This is a genomic window from Thiobacillus denitrificans (assembly GCF_001530125.1).
GTDB classification, from domain to species: Bacteria; Pseudomonadota; Gammaproteobacteria; order Burkholderiales; family Thiobacillaceae; genus Thiobacillus; species Thiobacillus denitrificans_C.
On sequence record NZ_LDUG01000019.1, the window covers coordinates 48907 to 65906 of the forward strand.

19 protein-coding genes are annotated in these 17000 nt (G+C 64.2%); 12 read left to right on the forward strand and 7 right to left on the reverse strand.

What is annotated here, in order from left to right; all coding sequences use genetic code 11:
- Window positions 1-36: 36 nt before the first annotated feature.
- Window positions 37-543 (reverse strand): SoxW family protein, encoded by a 507-nt coding sequence (locus ABW22_RS06985; RefSeq protein WP_059753887.1) that lies wholly within the window; start codon window positions 541-543, stop codon window positions 37-39.
- Between the two features lie 90 nt (window positions 544-633).
- On the opposite strand from ABW22_RS06985, the gene hemC reads away from it, so the two are divergent.
- The 5 genes from hemC (at window position 634) to ABW22_RS07010 (ending at window position 5153) form a co-directional block, all read left to right on the forward strand.
- Window positions 634-1557 (forward strand): hydroxymethylbilane synthase, encoded by a 924-nt coding sequence (gene hemC / locus ABW22_RS06990; protein ID WP_059753889.1) that lies wholly within the window; start codon window positions 634-636, stop codon window positions 1555-1557.
- Window positions 1554-2321, forward strand: coding sequence for a uroporphyrinogen-III synthase (locus ABW22_RS06995; RefSeq protein WP_059753892.1), 768 nt, complete (start codon window positions 1554-1556; stop codon window positions 2319-2321). The genes hemC and ABW22_RS06995 overlap by 4 nt, the downstream gene beginning before the upstream one ends.
- Window positions 2318-3364: a uroporphyrinogen-III C-methyltransferase gene (locus tag ABW22_RS07000; RefSeq protein ID WP_059753895.1), complete on the forward strand. Its 1047-nt coding sequence runs from the start codon at window positions 2318-2320 to the stop codon at window positions 3362-3364. The genes ABW22_RS06995 and ABW22_RS07000 overlap by 4 nt, the downstream gene beginning before the upstream one ends.
- Complete coding sequence (locus tag ABW22_RS07005) at window positions 3364-4536, forward strand: heme biosynthesis HemY N-terminal domain-containing protein (RefSeq protein ID WP_059753897.1); 1173 nt, start codon at window positions 3364-3366, stop codon at window positions 4534-4536. Before ABW22_RS07000 ends, ABW22_RS07005 begins: the two co-directional genes overlap by 1 nt.
- Before the next feature lie 98 nt (window positions 4537-4634).
- Entirely contained in the window at window positions 4635-5153 is a 519-nt protein-coding gene (locus ABW22_RS07010) for a DUF302 domain-containing protein (protein ID WP_059753900.1), read from the forward strand.
- Window positions 5154-5169: 16 nt separating this feature from the next.
- Here the strand turns inward: ABW22_RS07010 and ABW22_RS07015 are convergent, their stop codons facing one another.
- Window positions 5170-6207, reverse strand: a complete 1038-nt coding sequence (locus tag ABW22_RS07015) for a CDP-6-deoxy-delta-3,4-glucoseen reductase (RefSeq protein ID WP_059753903.1) — start codon at window positions 6205-6207, stop codon at window positions 5170-5172.
- A gap of 95 nt (window positions 6208-6302) precedes the next feature.
- Here ABW22_RS07015 and ABW22_RS07020 point away from each other — a divergent pair, with 95 nt between their 5' ends.
- Window positions 6303-7190, forward strand: coding sequence for an SDR family oxidoreductase (locus tag ABW22_RS07020; protein WP_059753906.1), 888 nt, complete (start codon window positions 6303-6305; stop codon window positions 7188-7190).
- Window positions 7191-7661: 471 nt separating this feature from the next.
- On the opposite strand, the gene ABW22_RS07025 is transcribed toward ABW22_RS07020, so the two are convergent.
- Window positions 7662-8096, reverse strand: coding sequence for an FxsA family protein (locus ABW22_RS07025; protein WP_237763268.1), 435 nt, complete (start codon window positions 8094-8096; stop codon window positions 7662-7664).
- A gap of 21 nt (window positions 8097-8117) precedes the next feature.
- Between ABW22_RS07025 and cutA the strand changes: the two genes are divergently transcribed.
- Complete coding sequence (gene cutA / locus ABW22_RS07030) at window positions 8118-8447, forward strand: divalent-cation tolerance protein CutA (protein ID WP_059753912.1); 330 nt, start codon at window positions 8118-8120, stop codon at window positions 8445-8447.
- Window positions 8434-10734: a protein-disulfide reductase DsbD gene (dsbD, locus tag ABW22_RS07035; RefSeq protein WP_059753915.1), complete on the forward strand. Its 2301-nt coding sequence runs from the start codon at window positions 8434-8436 to the stop codon at window positions 10732-10734. The genes cutA and dsbD overlap by 14 nt, the downstream gene beginning before the upstream one ends.
- Before the next feature lie 55 nt (window positions 10735-10789).
- On the opposite strand, the gene ABW22_RS07040 is transcribed toward dsbD, so the two are convergent.
- The 4 genes from ABW22_RS07040 to thiD form a co-directional block, all read right to left on the reverse strand.
- Window positions 10790-11857, reverse strand: coding sequence for a hypothetical protein (locus ABW22_RS07040; protein WP_059753918.1), 1068 nt, complete (start codon window positions 11855-11857; stop codon window positions 10790-10792).
- 109 nt (window positions 11858-11966) lie between these two features.
- Window positions 11967-13244, reverse strand: coding sequence for a glutamate-1-semialdehyde 2,1-aminomutase (gene hemL / locus ABW22_RS07045; RefSeq protein ID WP_059753920.1), 1278 nt, complete (start codon window positions 13242-13244; stop codon window positions 11967-11969).
- Window positions 13241-13876: a thiamine phosphate synthase gene (thiE, locus tag ABW22_RS07050; protein ID WP_088178765.1), complete on the reverse strand. Its 636-nt coding sequence runs from the start codon at window positions 13874-13876 to the stop codon at window positions 13241-13243. The genes hemL and thiE overlap by 4 nt, the downstream gene beginning before the upstream one ends.
- 23 nt (window positions 13877-13899) lie before the next feature.
- On the reverse strand, window positions 13900-14742 hold the full coding sequence (gene thiD / locus ABW22_RS07055) for a bifunctional hydroxymethylpyrimidine kinase/phosphomethylpyrimidine kinase (protein ID WP_059753926.1): 843 nt from the start codon (window positions 14740-14742) through the stop codon (window positions 13900-13902).
- Window positions 14743-14796: 54 nt separating this feature from the next.
- Here thiD and ABW22_RS07060 point away from each other — a divergent pair, with 54 nt between their 5' ends.
- The 4 genes from ABW22_RS07060 (at window position 14797) to ABW22_RS07075 (ending at window position 16994) form a co-directional block, all read left to right on the forward strand.
- Complete coding sequence (locus ABW22_RS07060) at window positions 14797-14979, forward strand: rubredoxin (protein ID WP_059753928.1); 183 nt, start codon at window positions 14797-14799, stop codon at window positions 14977-14979.
- 233 nt (window positions 14980-15212) lie between these two features.
- Entirely contained in the window at window positions 15213-16028 is an 816-nt protein-coding gene (locus tag ABW22_RS07065; protein WP_237763262.1) for a hypothetical protein, read from the forward strand.
- A gap of 218 nt (window positions 16029-16246) precedes the next feature.
- Window positions 16247-16606, forward strand: coding sequence for a twitching motility response regulator PilG (pilG, locus tag ABW22_RS07070; RefSeq protein ID WP_059753936.1), 360 nt, complete (start codon window positions 16247-16249; stop codon window positions 16604-16606).
- 22 nt (window positions 16607-16628) lie between these two features.
- The gene (locus ABW22_RS07075) at window positions 16629-16994 is read left to right on the forward strand and encodes a response regulator transcription factor (RefSeq protein WP_059753938.1); all 366 of its coding nucleotides are present in this window, start codon (window positions 16629-16631) and stop codon (window positions 16992-16994) included.
- Window positions 16995-17000: the final 6 nt, after the last annotated feature.

A 17000-nucleotide genomic window follows, 5' to 3' on the forward strand; every position in this document is an offset into this window, starting at 1 on the left:
ATTCTAGCGCCCCGTGCGGTTTCGTGCGCAGCAGAATTAGGGGCCTGTTTTCAGGCTGATCTTTTTGCCGCGCACCATGCGCATGCCTTCGTCGATGGCCGCTTCCAGGTAACCGAAATAGTAGTCCGCGATCAGCAGGCCGACGATGGCTTCGCTGGTCGCCGTGCCGCGGGGATCGAACACCATGACGGTGGGCACGATGGATACCTTGTTGGCGCGGGCGAACGCGCCTTCGGTGGTGGGTTTGCCGTCGAATCCGGTCAGGCTGGCGGTGGAATTGATATTGACTTCGCGGATGATGACGCGGCTGTGGTAGCCCGGGTCCATGTGCATGGGCACCAGGTATTCGCGCTTGGCGCGCTCGCAATACGGGCAGGTGGGGCTGGTGAACAGCACCAGGATGGGCACCTGGCGCTGGGCGGCAGTGCGCGCGTCGGCGTGGAAATTCTTCGCCTGGACCAGGCTGTCCATCGCTCGGGCAGGGCCGGTTAGCGCCAGCCCCCATGCTAAAATCAAGGTCCAGATTGCGATCATTCGCATCATGTTTGTCGTTCCTTCAGGTGGATGCGGATACGTCATGGTCACGAGTGTCGCGTCATCCTTTGCCAAATCAAACAGTCCATTTTTACCGCCATGCTTACATTGACCATCGCTTCTCGTGAAAGTGCCCTTGCCATGTGGCAGGCGGAGCATATTCGCGACCGCCTCTCCGTACTGCATCCCGGCTGTACGGTGAACATTCTGGGCATGACTACGCGCGGCGACCAGATCCTCGACGTCACGCTGTCCAAGATTGGCGGCAAGGGCCTGTTCGTCAAGGAGCTCGAAGTCGCACTGGAAGCGGGGCAGGCCGACCTGGCGGTGCATTCGATGAAGGACGTGCCGATGGAGCTGCCGCCCGGGTTCGACCTGGCGGTGATCGGCGAGCGCGAGGATCCGCGCGACGCCTTCGTGTCGAACCAGTACGCGCGCCTATCCGACCTGCCGCCAGGTGGCGTGGTCGGCACCTCCAGCCTGCGCCGCGAAGCGCAGCTGCGCGCGCGCTACCCGCACTTGACGGTGAAGCCGCTGCGCGGCAACGTCGGCACCCGCCTGAAAAAGCTCGACGAGGGCCAGTTCGACGCGATTCTGCTGGCTGCCGCCGGCCTCAAGCGGCTCGGCCTGGGCGACCGCATCAAAAGTTTATTGAGTGTGGAAGACAGCATTCCCGCCGCCGGCCAGGGCGCGCTCGGCATCGAAATCCGCAGCGGAAATTTCGAAGTGGCGGCCATGCTCGCCGCGCTCAACCACCCCGAGACCGCCGCCTGCGTGCGCGCCGAACGCCAGGTCAGCCGCGTGCTCGGTGGCAGTTGCCAGGTGCCGCTGGGCGCGCACGCGGTGCTGCAGGACGGCCGGCTGGTGCTGAACGGTTTCGTGGCGAATCCGGACGGCAGCAGCTTCATCCATGACGCTGCGACAGGCGACGTAGCCGATCCCGAAGCGGTCGGCCAGCAGCTGGCCGACAAGCTGCTGGCGCAGGGTGCGCGCGCCATTCTCGACGCCCTGCCACCCGCATGACCCAACCGCTGGCCGGCCGCACGGTGCTGGTGACGCGGCCGGCCCGGCAGGCGGCGGCACTGGTGCAGGCGATCCGCGCGGCGGGCGGCACCGCATTCGAGTTTCCCGCGCTCGATGTCGAGGCGCTGCCGCTGGATCAATTGAGCGAGCCGCTGGCGCGGCTGGCAGCGGCCGACATTGCGATTTTCATCAGCCCCAATGCGGCGCAATTCGGCATGGCCGCAATCCGCGCGAGCGGCACGCTGCCCGACGCCATCCGGGTTTTCGCCGTCGGACCCGGCACCGCGCGCGCGCTGCAGGCGCAGGGTGTCGGCGGCATCATCACGCCGGACGGCCAGGACAGCGAAGCGCTGCTGGCGCTGCCGCAACTGCAGGACGTGGCGGGTAAGCGGGTGGTGATCGTGCGCGGCGTCGGCGGCCGCGCGCTGCTGGCCGACACCCTCGCCGCGCGCGGCGCGCAAGTGGCGTTCATGGAGTGCTACCGGCGCGTGCGGCCACAGGCGGATGCCGCGCCGTTGCTGGCGCGCTGGCAGGCGGGCAGAATAGCCGCGGTGACCGTCACCAGCGCCGAGACGCTGCACAATCTGGCGGCGCTGCTGGGCGAGGCGGGCAGGCCGCTGCTGGCAGCTACCCCGCTTTTCGCCCCGCATGAGAAAATTGCCGAGGCGGCCCGCCGCTTTGGTATTGCACAGGTCATTGCCACCCCGGGTGGCGATGACGGTCTGGTAGACGGTCTGGTTAACTGGTTCAGGAACACCCCATGAATGACGCCCCCGAAACATCCGCTCCACCGCCCGTCCCGCAGCCTGTCGCCGCGCCTGCTCAGGCGGGTGCGCGGCCCCATATTTCGGCGGTGGCGCTGGTCGCCCTGTTGATCGCCACGCTGGCGCTGGCGGCCGCAGCCTGGTCGTGGTCCGACAGCCGCGAACGCATCCGCGACCTGAAGACCGAGCTGGGGCGGCGGCTTGCCGAGTCCGGAACGGCCGTCAGCGAAACCCGCCTGCTGGCACGCAACGCCGACGACGCCATGCGGCAGGTCAGCGAAAAGGTCGCCCACATCGAAAGCCAGATGGCGACGTCGCAGCAACAGCAGCTCGCGCTTGAAAGCCTGTACAAGGATCTGGCGCAGGGGCGCGACCAGTGGACGCTGGCCGAGATCGAGCAGGTGCTGCTCGCCGCCGCCCAGCAGTTGCAGCTGGCAGGCAACGTCAAGGCGGCGATCATCGCGCTGGAAGGCGCCGATACCCGCCTGCAGCGCCTGAATAAGCCGCAGTTCACCACGTTGCGTCGCGCGATTGCGGCCGACCTGGCCAACTTGCGCGCCGTTCCCTCGATCGACGAAGTCGGGGCGAGCGCGCGCATCGAGGCGCTGGTGGCGCGCCATGCCAGCTGGCCGCTGGCCAGCGCGCAGGTGTCCGAGGCCGCGCCGGCGCCACGCACCGGCGGCCGGGCTACCGATATCGGCCAGGAGCTGTGGGCCGAGCTGAAGCGCCTGGCGCAGATCCGCCGCATCGATGGCAACGAGGCCGTGTTGCTGCCGCCCGAGCAGGCCTATTTCCTGCGCGAGAATCTGCGCCTGCGCCTGCTGTCGGCGCGGCTGGCGTTGCTGTCGCAGGACCAGACGGCGTTCGAGGCCGATTTGCACGCGGTGTCGACGTTGCTGAACCGCTACTTCAATACACGTGACGCCGGCGTCGCCGCTGCGCTGAAGGAGATCGAGCGCCTGTCCGGCCTGCAGATCGCCCAGAAACTGCCCGGGATCGATGCCAGCCTTGCCGCGCTTGAGGCCTATAAGGGGAGCAACTGATGCGCTGGCTGATCTCGTTTCTCATCGTTGCGGTGCTGGCCGTCGCGCTGGCGATGGCGGGGCGCTACGACCCCGGTTATGTGGTGCTGGTGTATCCACCGTGGCGGATGGAGATTTCCTTCATCAGCTTTGTGTTGATGCTGGTCGGTCTGGTGGTGGGCGGGGTCGTGCTGTTGCGGCTGGCCTTGCTCACCCTCAATTTGCCCAGCATCGTGCGCGCACAGCGCGAGCGCCGTGCCGCCAAAAAGCGGGATGAAAATTTTGTCGGCGGCCTCAAGGCGTATGCCGAATACCGTTACCAGGACGCCGAGCAATCGCTCGGGCAGTGGCAGGGCGATGAACTTCGCCTGGGTCTGGCACGCGTGCTGGCGGCGCGAGCGGCGCAGGCGTTGCGTGCCGTGCCGCAGCGCGAACGTCACCTTCAGGCGGCCACCGAACACGGCGCCAAGCTGGCCGCGCGGCTGTTCGAGGCCGAGACTTGCCTCGACGCCAAGGATGCGGCGGCCGCGCGGGTGGCAATCAATCGGGCCAAGGAGATTGCGCCGCAGCACGCGACTCTGCTGCGGTTCGAACTCAAGGCGTGCCAGATGACGGGGCAGTGGGACGAGGTCGACCGTCTGCTTGACGTGCTGATGCGCGGCAACGCGCTGGAACCTGGCATTGCCATGCAGAACCGACGTATGGCCTATGCTGAAAACCTCAAGCGTCGCGCCGAGGACGACCGCGGCCTGCTAGAATACTGGAAGAAGATCCCGGCCGATTTCAAGGTCGATCCTTGGGTGGCGCGCGCAGCCGCACGTGCTTTCATGCAGCGCGGCGGCCACGACACCGCGCTCGACGTGCTGGAGTCCGCGCTCAACCGCGAGTGGCACGAAGACCTGGTGGCCTTGTATGGCGAGGCGCGCGGCAGCAGCCCGACACGGCAGATCGAACAGGCCGAGAAATGGCTGCACGCGCATCCGCGCGACGCGCAGTTGCTGCTGACGCTGGCGCAGCTGTGCAGCGTGCAGCAACTGTGGGGCAAGGCGCAGAGCTATCTTGAAGCCAGCCTCGCCATCGCGCCGAGCGCGGAAGGCCACATCCGCATGGCCGAGCTCAAGACGCAGAGCGACCAGCCCGGCGAAGCCTGCAAGCATTATCAAAAGGCGCTGGCGCTGTGCCGGGCGCAGTAGGGTTTTGCGCCCGCTGCCGACTAAAACGTTTGTGCAGGTGCTTGCCACGGTGCAGCGTGTATTATTAGTGTTTTCTAATATTCAGAAGGAGAGCTGACATGCGCACTCGTTTTCTTGCCGTATTCGGAGTCGTACTGAGCACGTTGCTGCTGTCCGCACCCGTCAGCCGGGCCGCGGAACCCAAGGCCACCCAGTCGACGCAGGCCGACGTTTACAAGGTGGCCGTCGATCGCGGCGTCAGCATGGCGGACGCGGCCGAATCGATGCGCCTGCGTGCCAATGCCTTGAACCTGCAGCTGGTGGCCGAGCTGCCGCTGTCGAAACAGGTGGAAGCCGTCACCGGTCAGCCACAGCGCACCATCACCATCTTCCAGTTTTGCGACGCCGTCACGGCCAAGGAACTGATCGACGTGAATCTGGATTTCGCCGTGTTCATGCCGTGCCGCATCGCCCTGATCGAGGACGCCAGCGGCCAGGGCTGGCTGGTGATGATGGATGTCAACGTCGATGCAATCGCGCAGGAAATGCGCGTGCCGCAGGTGCTGAAAGACCGCATTAACGCGGTGCGCAATTCGCTGCTCGAGATTATGCAGGCGGGGGCCAAGGGCGAACTGTAAGCTCGCCCTGCTGGGGTCAGGCGGCGGGCGCGGTCTCGGCGTCTGCCGCGTAGACGAAGGAATCGGCGAAGAATTCGTCTTCGGGCAGATTGCGCGTTTGCACAAAACAGTCGCGCGCGCTGTCGACCATGATCGGCGCGCCACTGGCATAGACCTGGTAGCCCGACAGGTCGGCAAAATCAACCAGCACCGCCTCATGCACGAAGCCGGTGCGGCCCTGCCACGCATCGCCCGGTTGCGGATTCGACAGCACCGGGATGAAGCAGAAGTTCGGATGCTCGGCCAGCCATTGCTGCGGCAGTTCGTCCATGTATAAATCCTTCAGCGTACGCACCCCCCAGTAAAGCACCAGTTCGCGATCCGTGTGTTCGGCAAAGGCGTGTTTCAGCATGGCCTTGATCGGCGCAAAGCCGGTGCCGCCAGCGATGAAAATCATCGGCTTGTCGGAATCATCGCGGATGAAGAAGCTGCCGAATGGGCCTTTCAGGCGCAGGATGTCGCGTTCCTTCAGGGTGGAAAACACCTGGTCGGAGAACAGGCCGCCCGGTACGTGGCGGATGTGCAGTTCCAGCAGCGCGTCGTCATGCGGCGGGTTGGCGAGCGAATAGCTGCGCGACTTGCCGCCCTTCAGCTGAAAATCGATGTATTGCCCGGCGAGGAATTGCAGGCGCTCGTTGGCGGGCAACTTGATCTTCATCACCATCACGTCGTCGGCACGCTTTTCCAGTTTTTCCACCCGGCATGGCAGGGTCTTCACGACGATGTCCTTGGCGGCGCCGATCTCCTTGGCTTCGATCGTGAGGTCGGACAGGGGCTTGGCGCGGCAGAACAGCGCGCGGCCCTGCGCCTTTTCCTTGTCTTTCAGCGCGTTGGGTGAGTGCGTGCCGTAGTCGATCTGGCCGGACAGGATCTTGCCCTTGCAGCTGCCGCAGGCGCCGTTGCGGCAGCCATAGGGCAGCGAAAAGCCTTCGCGCAATGCGGCCTCAAGTATGGTTTCGTTATCCTCGACGACGAACTGGTGCCCACTGGGCTGGATGGTGACCTGATGCGGCATGATGTGGGCTTAAAATGCGGTGATAAACCAATGGATTATCGCCCGGGCATGGAGGGTTTTCACCCCTTCATGGGTAGGGTTACAGGTAGGCAGTAATGAAAAAAATCTTGATTGTCGGATTTGGCGACGTCGCCGAGCGGCTGGTGCGACGCTACGCCGGGCAGGCTCATTTTATCGGCATGATTCGCCGCCCTGAGCGCGCCGCCGAGCTGCGCGGGCTCGGCGTGACGCCCTGCGTCGGCGATCTCGACGCGCCGGCCACGCTGAAGCGGCTGCCGCGCGTCGACGGCGTGTTTCATTTCGCGCCGCCCCCCAATGAAGGCCAAACCGACCCGCGTACCGCACATCTGCTGCATGCGCTGATGCGACGCGGCCGCCCGGGCGCATTGGTCTACATCAGCACCAGCGGCGTGTACGGCGACTGCGGCGGCAACTGGGTCGCCGAAACGCGCCCGGTGGCGCCAGTGAATGGCCGCGCGGTGCGGCGGGTCGACGCCGAGCGCCAGCTGCGCGCCTGGGGCGAAACACAGCGGGTGCAGGTGAGTATTTTGCGCGCGCCGGGCATTTATGCCGCCGACCGCCTGCCGCTGGAACGCATCAAGCGCGGTACCCCGGCGCTGGTTGCGCAGGACGACAGCTACACCAACCACATCCACGCCGACGATCTGGCGCGGCTGGCGTGGGCGGCGCTGTTCCGCGGACGTCCGCAGCGCATCTACCACGCGGTCGATGCGCATCCGCTGAAAATGGGTGACTGGTTCGATAGCTGCGCCGACGCGTTCGACCTGCCGCGCCCGCCGCGCGTCAATCGCGCCGAGGCGGAGAAGGTGCTGTCCGAAGCCTTGCTGTCGTTTCTGCGCGAGTCGCGCCAACTGTCGAACGCGCGCACTGCGCGCGAATTGCGGTTGAAATATCGCTACCCGACATCCGATGATCTGCTGTGCGAAATCAAGCAGGCGCGCGGCCAGATGAAGCTGTTTTAATTAGGGAAACACTGATTAATTCGATATAGCCGTCATTGCGAGCGAAGCGCGGCAATCCAGCGCATTGATTAAGCGGGCATTTCTGGATTGCCGCGTCGCTTCGCTCCTCGCAAAGACGGATTAATCAGCGTCTCCTTAGGCTCTTTCATCGTTTTTGTTGGTGTTGGCCAGCGCTGTGGGCGGGGCGCCCTCGCCCCGATTTGCGCACCGTCGCAACCTCCACGGCATCGGCCCGGGGGCGGGCGTGCGTGGTTGTTGCCGACGCGTCGGCTTTTACAACCACGGCCTCCTCCTTGCGGGGGCTCCTACAACAGCACCCCCCTGGCGGCGAAGCCTTGTCGCCTTTGCGTCTTGCGGCGCATCGAGGCTGAAGCCGCTCCTACGGCGGCGCCTGCGGGATGCCAAAGGACAGGGGCTTCATCAGGGGGGCAAGACATGACTTCAACAACCAACAGTGACATAGCCTTTGAATTAACGCAGCCGGTCGTCGGGCTCACGCTTGAATTCGCCGTCTATCGTTTTGGGCGTGACGTTTTCGCCCCCTTCCCTTGGATAAGCGGCGGCATCGTCATTCGCCGGACGCAATGGGTCCGGCTTGCGTCGACTCCAGGTGCCGGGGGTCAGCAGCAGCCCCAGCGCGAGGACATCGCTGATGAAACCGGGGAAGACAAGCAGGCCGCCGGCGAGCAGAATGCGGCCACTGGCGAACATCGCGGCCAGGGGATTGGCGCCCGACTGCATCGAAAACAGCAGGCGCGCTCCCCAGGCAACGCGTTCGACACGGATCAGCATGAATCCGGCAACCGCCGCGAGCAGCAGCCACAGCAGCACCCAGCCGCCGATGGCGCTGGCAACCCAGAAAATACCGATGGTTTCCAGAACCGGAAATGACAACAGCAATAGCACAATCCAACCAAAGCGCATGACATGGAACCTTTGTTAGTCTTGACGAATTTACCCGATGTCGCGAGCGCCGAGAAACTGGCGCGCGCGTTGATCGAATGCCGGGCGGCGGCATGCGTGAACGTTTTGCCGGCGTGCCCCTCCATCTACCGATGGCAGGGCGCGGTGGAAGTGGCAACGGAAATTCCGCTGTTGATCAAGACGACCCGCGCGGCGTACCCGCTGGTTGAAGAGGTCATCCGCACGCAACACCCTTATGATGTACCTGAACTGATTGCGATATCGATAACAGACGGCCTGCCTGCCTATCTCGACTGGCTGGCCATGGAGACTGAAAAGCATGATCAAGAATAAGTGGATTCGTCTGCTCAGCGTATTGCCGGTACTTTGGGGCGCGCTGGCGCTTTTTCCAGTGGCCCACGCCGAAGAGTTTCTTGACCCCGAAGTCGCGTTCAAGTTCTCGGCGCGTGCGCTGGATGCCAACACGCTGGAAGCGCGCTGGCAGATTGCCGACGGCTATTACATGTATCGTGACAAGTTCCAGTTCACGGCCGAGGGGGCCACGCTCGGCGCCCCGCAGTTGCCTGCCGGCAAGGTGAAGGAGGACGAATTTTTCGGCAAGGTCGAAACCTATACCAAGGACGTCCGCATCGCGCTACCGATCCAGCGCACGCCAGGCGCCACGTCGGTGACCCTGAAAACCGTATCGCAGGGCTGCGCCGACGCCGGCCTGTGCTATACCCCGCAAGAAGCGAGCGTGTCGATCAAGCTGCCCGCGCTGGTGACCGCAGCCGTGGCTGCACCCGCCGCCCCCGCTGCCGTACCTGCCGCCTCATCTGCTTCCGCGCTGGATGGTCTGCGCAGCCTGCTCGGCGCCACGGACATGCCGAAACTGCTGCCGCCGGACGAGGCTTTCCTGGTCGCCGCGGCGATGCCGGATGCGCAGACGGTCAGGTTCGATTACACGCTGACCGCCGACACCTATCTGTATCGTGACAAGCTTGCCTACACTGTCAAATCGCCTGCCGACGTCAAGGTGGCGCGCGTCGACACGCCGGCGGGCGACGTCAAGGAGGACCCGACCTTCGGCCGCACCGAGGTCTACCATCAGGATTTTGCCACCAGCGTGACGCTATCGCGCGCGCTTGCCGCCGGCGAGCAGCTGGTGCTGGAATCGACCTGGCAAGGTTGCAACGAGGCGGTTGGTGTGTGCTACCCGCCGATCACGCACGACTTCACGCTGACCGCAGGCGCGGCCGCCGCGTCTGTCGTCGCCAGCGCACAGGCCGTGCCGGCGGAGCCCGTCATCGAATCCGACACCTCGCGCATCGAGCGCGTGCTGACGGGCGGCAGCTTCTGGCCGGTGGTCGCCACTTTCTTTGGCCTCGGCTTGCTGCTGGCGTTGACACCCTGCGTGTTCCCGATGATTCCGATCCTGTCGGGCATCATCGCCGGCCAGAACACTAAAGTGACCAAGACCAGCGGCTTCCTGTTGTCGCTCGCCTATGTGCTGGGCATGGCGATCACCTATGCGGTGGCCGGTGTGGCGGCGGCGTTGTCAGGCACCTTGATTTCAAACGCCCTGCAGAATCCCTGGGCGCTCGGCGTCGGGGCGCTGATTTTCGTTGGCCTGGCGCTGTCCATGTTCGGCTTCTATGAACTGCAATTGCCCAGCGCGCTGCAGAGCAAGTTTTCCGAGCGCGCCAACAAGATGAAGGGCGGCAATTTCTTCGGTGTGTTCGCCATGGGCGCGCTGTCGGCCGTCATTTTGGGCCCCTGCGTCGCGCCGCCGCTGGCTGCCGCGCTGGCCTTCATCGCGCAAACCGGCAACACCGTGCTCGGCGGCGTCGCGCTGTTCGTGCTGGCGCTGGGCATGGGCGTGCCGCTGCTGCTGATCGGCTTGTCTGCTGGCGCCCTGCTGCCGCGCGCCGGCGGCTGGATGAATGCGGTGAAGTATTTCTTCGGTGTGATGATGCTGGCGATCGCCATCTACCTGATTTCGCCGGTGATTTCGGCTTGGATCGGCATGCTGTTGTGGGCGATGCTGCTAGTTGGCTCGGCGATCTACCTGCATGCGCTCGACCCGCTGCCGGCCCATGCAAGCGGCTGGTCGCGGCTGTGGAAAGGTCTCGGCGTGGTGCTGCTGATCGGCGGCCTGTCGCTCATCCTCGGCATGCTGGCAGGCAGTCGCGATCTGCTGCAGCCGCTTGAAGTGTATAAGGGTAGCGTTTTCAAGGGCGGCACCGGCGGGGAAGCCATGGCGGCGGAACAGAAAGGCTTGCCGTTCGAAAAGGTGAAGGATGTCGCCGAACTCGACGCGCGCCTGGCCGCGGCCAAGGCCGATGGCCGCGGGGTGATGCTCGACTTCTATGCCGACTGGTGCGTGTCGTGCAAGGAAATGGAGCGCTTCACCTTCAACGATGCCCGAGTGCAGGCGCGGCTTGCGGATGTGGTGCTGTTGAAGGCCGACGTCACCGCCAACAGCGACGCCGACAAGGCGCTGTTGAAACGCTTCAACCTGTTCGGTCCGCCCGGACTGATCTTCTGGAACAGCGCGGGCGTGCAGTCGGACTACAAGGTGATCGGCTTCGAGAAGGCCGACAAGTTTCTCGCCAGCATCGACGCCGCGCTGGGCAAATAATCCTCAACGGGCCGACGAGCCCCTGCGTGCGCGAGCACGCAAGGGCTCGTCTCATTTAGGGCTGACGGCGCAGTACCGCGATGGCGTCCAGCAGCGGCGTGACGATGGGTTGGATCTTGCGCCGCATCAGCGAGCCGATCGCAGTGGTCTTGAGGAAGATCGGCCGCACGCTGTCGGCGTCCACCGCCGCCAGTGCGTCGAGCGCTGCGCAATCCGATTCAAACTGCGGTGCCGCGTCGAGCAGGGCCTCGCGGGCTGCGCTGCGTGCGGCCTCGTCGGCCTGGCGCAAGGGCGCGCACCACTGTGCCAGCGCATCCAGGGTGTGGTTGACCACTTCCTGGATTTCCGGGCGTTCGAGAATCAGCGCGGTGGTGGCGAGGAAGGTCTGCCCCTGCGCTGACAGCGCTTTTTCCAGTATCAGGCTGTAAGGGTTGTCGGCGAGAACCGGCACGCTGGCGTGATCGGCGCGCGCGGGACGCGGGTTGGGCAGCATGCCCGGCTGCAGTTCGAGGAAGGCGACGTAATACGAATTGCGGCTGCTGCCGCGTTTCCAGATCGCCAGCCGCTCGGCATCGGTGAGCACGTCTGAAACCAGCATCACCGCGACGGTATCGAGAATGCCGACGTCGTCCTCGTGCAGGAATGCCAGGTGGTCGACCAGGAATTCGGCGAGCGTGCGCCCCATGCTGCCGCGGCACACTACGTCGCGCATCAGCATCAGCCGCGCATTTTCGAGGGTCGGCATGCACCACCAGGCGTAGCGTGCCAGTTCGTCTGTGAGCGCGGGCGAATGCACCACCGCCACCACCGCTTCTTCTTCGGCGATCAACAGCAATTGCGCCAGATGCAGGATCGACAACCCGGCCTGCGACTGCCGGGTCCAGCGCGTCAGATGGACAGGATAACCACCGGGCGAGCCGAGGGCATGGCCTGACAGTTGCTCGCGTACGCGCTTCAGGTAGCGGTCGGCGCGCTCGTTGGGTTTCAGCGGCACGCTGGCCTCGCCCTGCGGCGTCAGCGCCCACAGCGTCATGTTCGATTCGTCGATGCGGACGGCCTTGAGTTCGGTGTTGAACAGGACGTTGAGGCGCAGTTCGTCTTCGGGGGAGAGTTCGTCGTTCATTCAGATTTTTTTACCACCGAGACACAGAGGCACGGAGAAAAACAAATGCAGTTCTCTGTGTCTCTGTGCCTCTGTGCCTCTGTGCCTCTGTGCCTCTGTGGTTAATGATTTATAACTTTCCAAACACGTCACGTGCCGCGGCGATCGTGGCGTCGATGTCGGCGTCGCTGTGCGCGGCCGAGACGAAGCCTGCTTCATACGCCGACGGCGCAAGATAGAAACCACGATCCAGCATGGCGTGGAAGAAGCGGTTGAAGGCTTCCTTGTCGCACTGCATCACTTCGGCAAAGCTCGCCGGTGGCTTGGCCGCGAAATAGAGGCCGAACATGCCGCCGACCGAGTCGGCGCAGAAGGTGACGCCGGCGTCCGCTGCGGCTTGGGTCAGGCCCTTCACCAGCCGCTCGGTGCGGGCGGTGAGCTTCGCGTGAAAGCCCGGTTCGGAAATCGCCGCGAGCGTCGCCAGCCCGGCGGCCACCGCGACCGGATTGCCCGACAGCGTGCCCGCCTGGTACACCGGTCCGGTCGGCGCCAGCGCATCCATGACGTCGGCGCGGCCGCCGAAGGCGCCCACCGGCATGCCGCCGCCGATGACCTTGCCGAGCGTGGTCAGATCGGGGCGGATGCCGAGCAGTTTCTGCGCGCCGCCCAGATCGACGCGGAAGCCCGTCATCACCTCGTCGAAAATCAGCAGCGCGCCGTGTGCGTCGCACAGCCGGCGCATCGCCGCCATGAATTCTGCGGTCGGCTTGACCAGGTTCATGTTGCCGGCAAACGGCTCGACGATGATGCAGGCAATCTCATTGCCGATCGCGGCGAAGGTGCGTTCCAGTCCGGCGACGTCGTTGTAGTCGAGCACGATCGTTTGCGCCGCGACTTCGGGCGGCACCCCGGCCGAGGTGGGGTTGCCGAAGGTGAGTGCGCCGGAACCGGCTTTCACCAGCAGGAAGTCGGCGTGGCCGTGGTAGCAGCCTTCGAACTTGATGAACTTGTTGCGGCCGGTAAAGCCGCGTGCGAGACGGATCGCGCTCATCGTCGCCTCGGTACCGGACGATACCAGACGGACTTTCTCGATGCTCGGCACCAGATCGATGATGCGGCGGGCGATGGTGAGTTCGGCCTCCGAGGGCGCGCCGAACGACAGGCCGTTGACGGCGGCGTCCTGCACCGCCTTCACTGTGCCGGGGTGGGCGTGGCCGAGGATGGCCGGTCCCCACGAGCCGACGTAGTCGATGTATTCGCGGCCGTCGGCGTCCCACACGCGCGATCCCTTGGCGCGGCTGAAGAACACCGGGGTGCCGCCGACGCTCTTGAAGGCGCGTACCGGGGAATTCACCCCGCCGGGGATGACTTGTTGCGATTGTTCGAAAAGTTGTTCGTTGCGGGTCATTGTTCAGATTCCGTTTCAAATAATTGATTCAGGGCGCGCGCGCTGGCGCGGATGTCGGGGGTGTCGAACAGGGCCGACAGCACGGCGAGGCTGTCGGCGCCGGCGTCCAGCAGCTGCGCCGCGTTGGCGAGGGTGATGCCGCCGATGGCGACCAGCGGAACGTGGATTAGCGGCGCCGCGTCGCGCAACAGGTCGAGGCCGGCCCGCCCGGCCGCCGGCTTGGTCGGCGACGCAAAGAAGCTGCCGAAGGCGACATAGTCGGCGCCGGCGGCCTGCGCCGCCAACGCCAGTTCGAGGCTTTGGTAGCACGAGGCGCCGATGAGTTTGCCACGGCCGAGAATGATGCGCGCCTCACGCAGGCTGGCGTTGTCGCGCCCCAGGTGCACGCCGTCGGCGTCGCACAAATCGGCCAGCCGCAGGTCGTCGTTGACGATCAGCGGCACGCCGAATGGGCGGCACAGCGCGACCAGTTCGCTCGCCTGTTCGTGGCGGCGCGCCACGTCGTCCGACTTGTCGCGGTATTGCACGGCGGCCACGCCGCCCGCCAGCGCCGCTTCGACCTGCGTCAGCAAATGGTCGGTGTCTGCGGTTTCGGGGGTGATGGCGTACACGCCGCCGGGGAATTGGGCCACGGGGGATTCAGGCATGGCGGAATTCAGGCATTGCCTTCCGTCTGCGCATCCTGGGCCCAGAAGAAACGCTCGGGAATGTATTGCCCCATGCCGGGGCGGAAGGCGGCCTTGAGTGTTTCATAGGTGAAGTGCTGTGCATCGCGCACCGCGGTCGGTACGTCCTGGCCATACGCCAGGGCAGCCGCGATGGCCGAGGCGAGCGTGCAGCCGGAACCGTGATAGCTGCCGGGTAGGCGGTCCCAGGCGTCGGTCTGTACGTGGCCGTTGGCGTCATAGAGGCTGTTCAGCACGCGCGGGGTGGCTTCGTGGGTGCCGGTGATGAGCACGTATTCGCAGCCGAGATCGGTCAGATGTGCGGCGCAGGCGGCGAGGTCCATGTCGTCCTCGTCCGACTCGAACAGCGCCAGTCGGCGCGCTTCGTGGCTGTTGGGCGTGAGAATGCTGGTCTGCGGGATCAGCAGGTCGCGCATCGCGGAGATCATGTCCTCGGTGGCGAGTTCATCGCCGCGCCCGGACGCCAGCACCGGGTCGAGGATGACCGGGATGTCCGGATAGTCGGCGAGGATTTCGGCGATGACCGCCATCGACTCGGGGCTGCCCAGCATGCCGAGCTTGAACGCGGCCACCGGCACGTCTTCAAGCAGCATGCGCGCCTGATCCATCACCCATTCGGCGTCGATTGCCAGCACTTCGTCGACCCGTGCGGTGTCCTGCACCGTAATCGCGGTGATCACCGACAGCGGGTGGCAGCCCATGCTGGCCAGCGTCAGCAGGTCGGCCTGGATGCCCGCGCCACCGGTCGGGTCGGACGCGGCGAAGCAGAGCACCAGCGGCGGCGTGGGTTTGGGGACGAAGATGGAGGGCATGGCGTCACTGCTTTAGAATCAAGCACTCGATTTTAGCCGATTCACGGAATTCCCATGTCTGATTTCCCCGAATACAAAAGCTGGATGTGCCTGATCTGCGGCTACATTTATCACGAGGAAACCGGCGCGCCCGACGACGGGATCCCCCCCCGCACGCGCTGGGAAGACGTGCCGATCAACTGGACCTGCCCGGATTGCGGGGCACGCAAGGACGATTTTGAGATGGTGGCGTTTTAAGGCCTTCTTTGCGCACCGTGCGGGAGCGGACGACAGAGCCTTGGCGGAGGGCGTGTTTGTCTATAGAATCGCGCCCTACACGCGATTCGCGCCTGTCAATGGTACAGTCGGGTGGAATAAAAAATAATTTCAACCAGGAGACGGTTATGATTTTGCGGTCGATTGCGGCGTGGGCCCTGCTCGTTTTTTCAGCAAGTACATGGGCGGTTGCGCCTTATGTTCAGGGAGATCGGGTGGCGGGTGGCAGTGCCCAGGCTGCGGCGGCTGCGGTCGAGGTCAAGCTCAAGAATGGCGGCTTCAAGGTGGTCGGCAAGTATTTCCCCAAGGGTTTGACGGAGTATGGGGTGGTGATCGCCACCGACGATGCCATGCTGAGAGAAGTGGGGTCGGTGGGCGGCCACGCCGTGCTGGGCGCGGCGATCCGCGTGGGGGTGAAAGCCGACGGCAGCGTTGCCTACACCAATCCGGACTACTGGTATCGCGCCTATTTCCGCAAAGACTTCGACAGGAAGGAAGCTGCGGTCAAGGGGGTGCAGACGCGCTTGCAGGCCGCGCTGGGTGCAGGCAGCGGGCAGGGCGGCGACGAGGCGCCCGGAACCCTGGCCAACTACCGCTACATGATCGGCATGGAACGCCTGGATTCGTACAAGAACAAGCTGGCCGAGTACGGCAGCTTTGCCGAGGCGCTGAAGGCCGTGCGTGAGAATCTGGCCAAGGGCATCGGCAAGACAAGCAAGGTCTACGAAGTCGTCATGCCTGACCGCAAGCTGGCCGCGTTCGGGGTGGCGATGAACGACGGCGGCAACAGCGACGGCGAGTGGGTCAAGAAAATCGACATGCAGGACAACATCGCCGGGCTGCCATACGAGATTTACGTGGTCGACAATGTGGTGGGTTCACCGCATGGCCGTTATCGCATTGCACTGGCTTTCCCGGATGTGGGGATGGGGCAGTTCATGCGAATTTCGTCCCTGCCAAACGTGATTATCGAGACCATGAGTGCCGTTGCCGGCGCTGAAAAGAAGTCCAGCGGGGATGCCTGGCAGTAAGCCTGTGTCCAGCGCGTAGCGGAAAAAAGGGTGTCGCAATGCGGCGCCCTTTTTATTGGCGGGTCGAAAACGTGCGTGCGCGGATGGTTACAGGGGCTAAAGAAGCCTGAACCATTGCCGTAATGGTATGCACACAGGGTGTGTGGCAGGTGCTGCGCCCCCAAGGGTCCAGGTGGAGAAAGCGTGTGGATAACGAAGCTTTGAAAGGCGTCAAGGTGATGGTCATCGATGACAGCAACACCATACGCCGTAGCGCGGAAATATTTCTGAACCAGGCAGGCTGCGAAGTCATCCTGGCTCAGGACGGCTTCGATGCGTTGTCCAAAATTACCGATCACGAACCGGACGTGGTGTTCGTCGACATCATGATGCCGCGCCTCGACGGCTACCAGACCTGTTCGCTGATCAAGCGCAACGCAAAATACCGTAGCACGCCGGTCATTATGCTGTCGTCCAAGGACGGACTGTTCGATCGAGCGCGCGGCCGCATGGTGGGGTCGGATCAGTATCTGACCAAGCCTTTTACCAAGGACACGCTGCTGACCGCGGTGCGCGAGCACGCGTGTGCCAGGGCCTAACTGTTTTTCAAGGAGCATAGATATGGCGATCAGCCGAATTCTGGTTGTGGATGATTCCCCCACCGAACGTTTTTTTCTGTCCGAACTGCTGGTCAAGAACGGTTATCTGGTCAGCATGGCCGAAAGCGGCGAAGAAGCCGTTGCCCAGGCCAAGCAGACGCTGCCCGATCTGATCGTGATGGACGTCGTGATGCCGGGCATGAACGGCTATCAGGCGACCCGCATGATTACCAAGGAGGAGGCGACCAAGCATATTCCGGTCATCATGTGTACCACCAAGGGTCAGGAAACCGACAAGGTCTGGGGCATGCGCCAAGGCGCGAAAGCGTACCTGGTGAAGCCGGTGAAGCCGGAAGACCTGTTGTCGCAAATCAAGGCGCTGGACTGAGCGGAT

What these genes read in the sequence shown, in the direction of transcription:
- ABW22_RS06985 (WP_059753887.1), bottom strand. Translation starts at nt 543, where the DNA reads ATGATGCGAATGATCGCAATCTGGACCTTGATTTTAGCATGGGGGCTG.
- hemC (WP_059753889.1), top strand. Translation starts at nt 634, where the DNA reads ATGCTTACATTGACCATCGCTTCTCGTGAAAGTGCCCTTGCCATGTGG.
- ABW22_RS06995 (WP_059753892.1), top strand. Translation starts at nt 1,554, where the DNA reads ATGACCCAACCGCTGGCCGGCCGCACGGTGCTGGTGACGCGGCCGGCC.
- ABW22_RS07000 (WP_059753895.1), top strand. Translation starts at nt 2,318, where the DNA reads ATGAATGACGCCCCCGAAACATCCGCTCCACCGCCCGTCCCGCAGCCT.
- ABW22_RS07005 (WP_059753897.1), top strand. Translation starts at nt 3,364, where the DNA reads ATGCGCTGGCTGATCTCGTTTCTCATCGTTGCGGTGCTGGCCGTCGCG.
- ABW22_RS07010 (WP_059753900.1), top strand. Translation starts at nt 4,635, where the DNA reads ATGCGCACTCGTTTTCTTGCCGTATTCGGAGTCGTACTGAGCACGTTG.
- ABW22_RS07015 (WP_059753903.1), bottom strand. Translation starts at nt 6,207, where the DNA reads ATGCCGCATCAGGTCACCATCCAGCCCAGTGGGCACCAGTTCGTCGTC.
- ABW22_RS07020 (WP_059753906.1), top strand. Translation starts at nt 6,303, where the DNA reads ATGAAAAAAATCTTGATTGTCGGATTTGGCGACGTCGCCGAGCGGCTG.
- cutA (WP_059753912.1), top strand. Translation starts at nt 8,118, where the DNA reads ATGGAACCTTTGTTAGTCTTGACGAATTTACCCGATGTCGCGAGCGCC.
- dsbD (WP_059753915.1), top strand. Translation starts at nt 8,434, where the DNA reads ATGATCAAGAATAAGTGGATTCGTCTGCTCAGCGTATTGCCGGTACTT.
- ABW22_RS07040 (WP_059753918.1), bottom strand. Translation starts at nt 11,857, where the DNA reads ATGAACGACGAACTCTCCCCCGAAGACGAACTGCGCCTCAACGTCCTG.
- hemL (WP_059753920.1), bottom strand. Translation starts at nt 13,244, where the DNA reads ATGACCCGCAACGAACAACTTTTCGAACAATCGCAACAAGTCATCCCC.
- thiD (WP_059753926.1), bottom strand. Translation starts at nt 14,742, where the DNA reads ATGCCCTCCATCTTCGTCCCCAAACCCACGCCGCCGCTGGTGCTCTGC.
- ABW22_RS07060 (WP_059753928.1), top strand. Translation starts at nt 14,797, where the DNA reads ATGTCTGATTTCCCCGAATACAAAAGCTGGATGTGCCTGATCTGCGGC.
- pilG (WP_059753936.1), top strand. Translation starts at nt 16,247, where the DNA reads ATGGTCATCGATGACAGCAACACCATACGCCGTAGCGCGGAAATATTT.
- ABW22_RS07075 (WP_059753938.1), top strand. Translation starts at nt 16,629, where the DNA reads ATGGCGATCAGCCGAATTCTGGTTGTGGATGATTCCCCCACCGAACGT.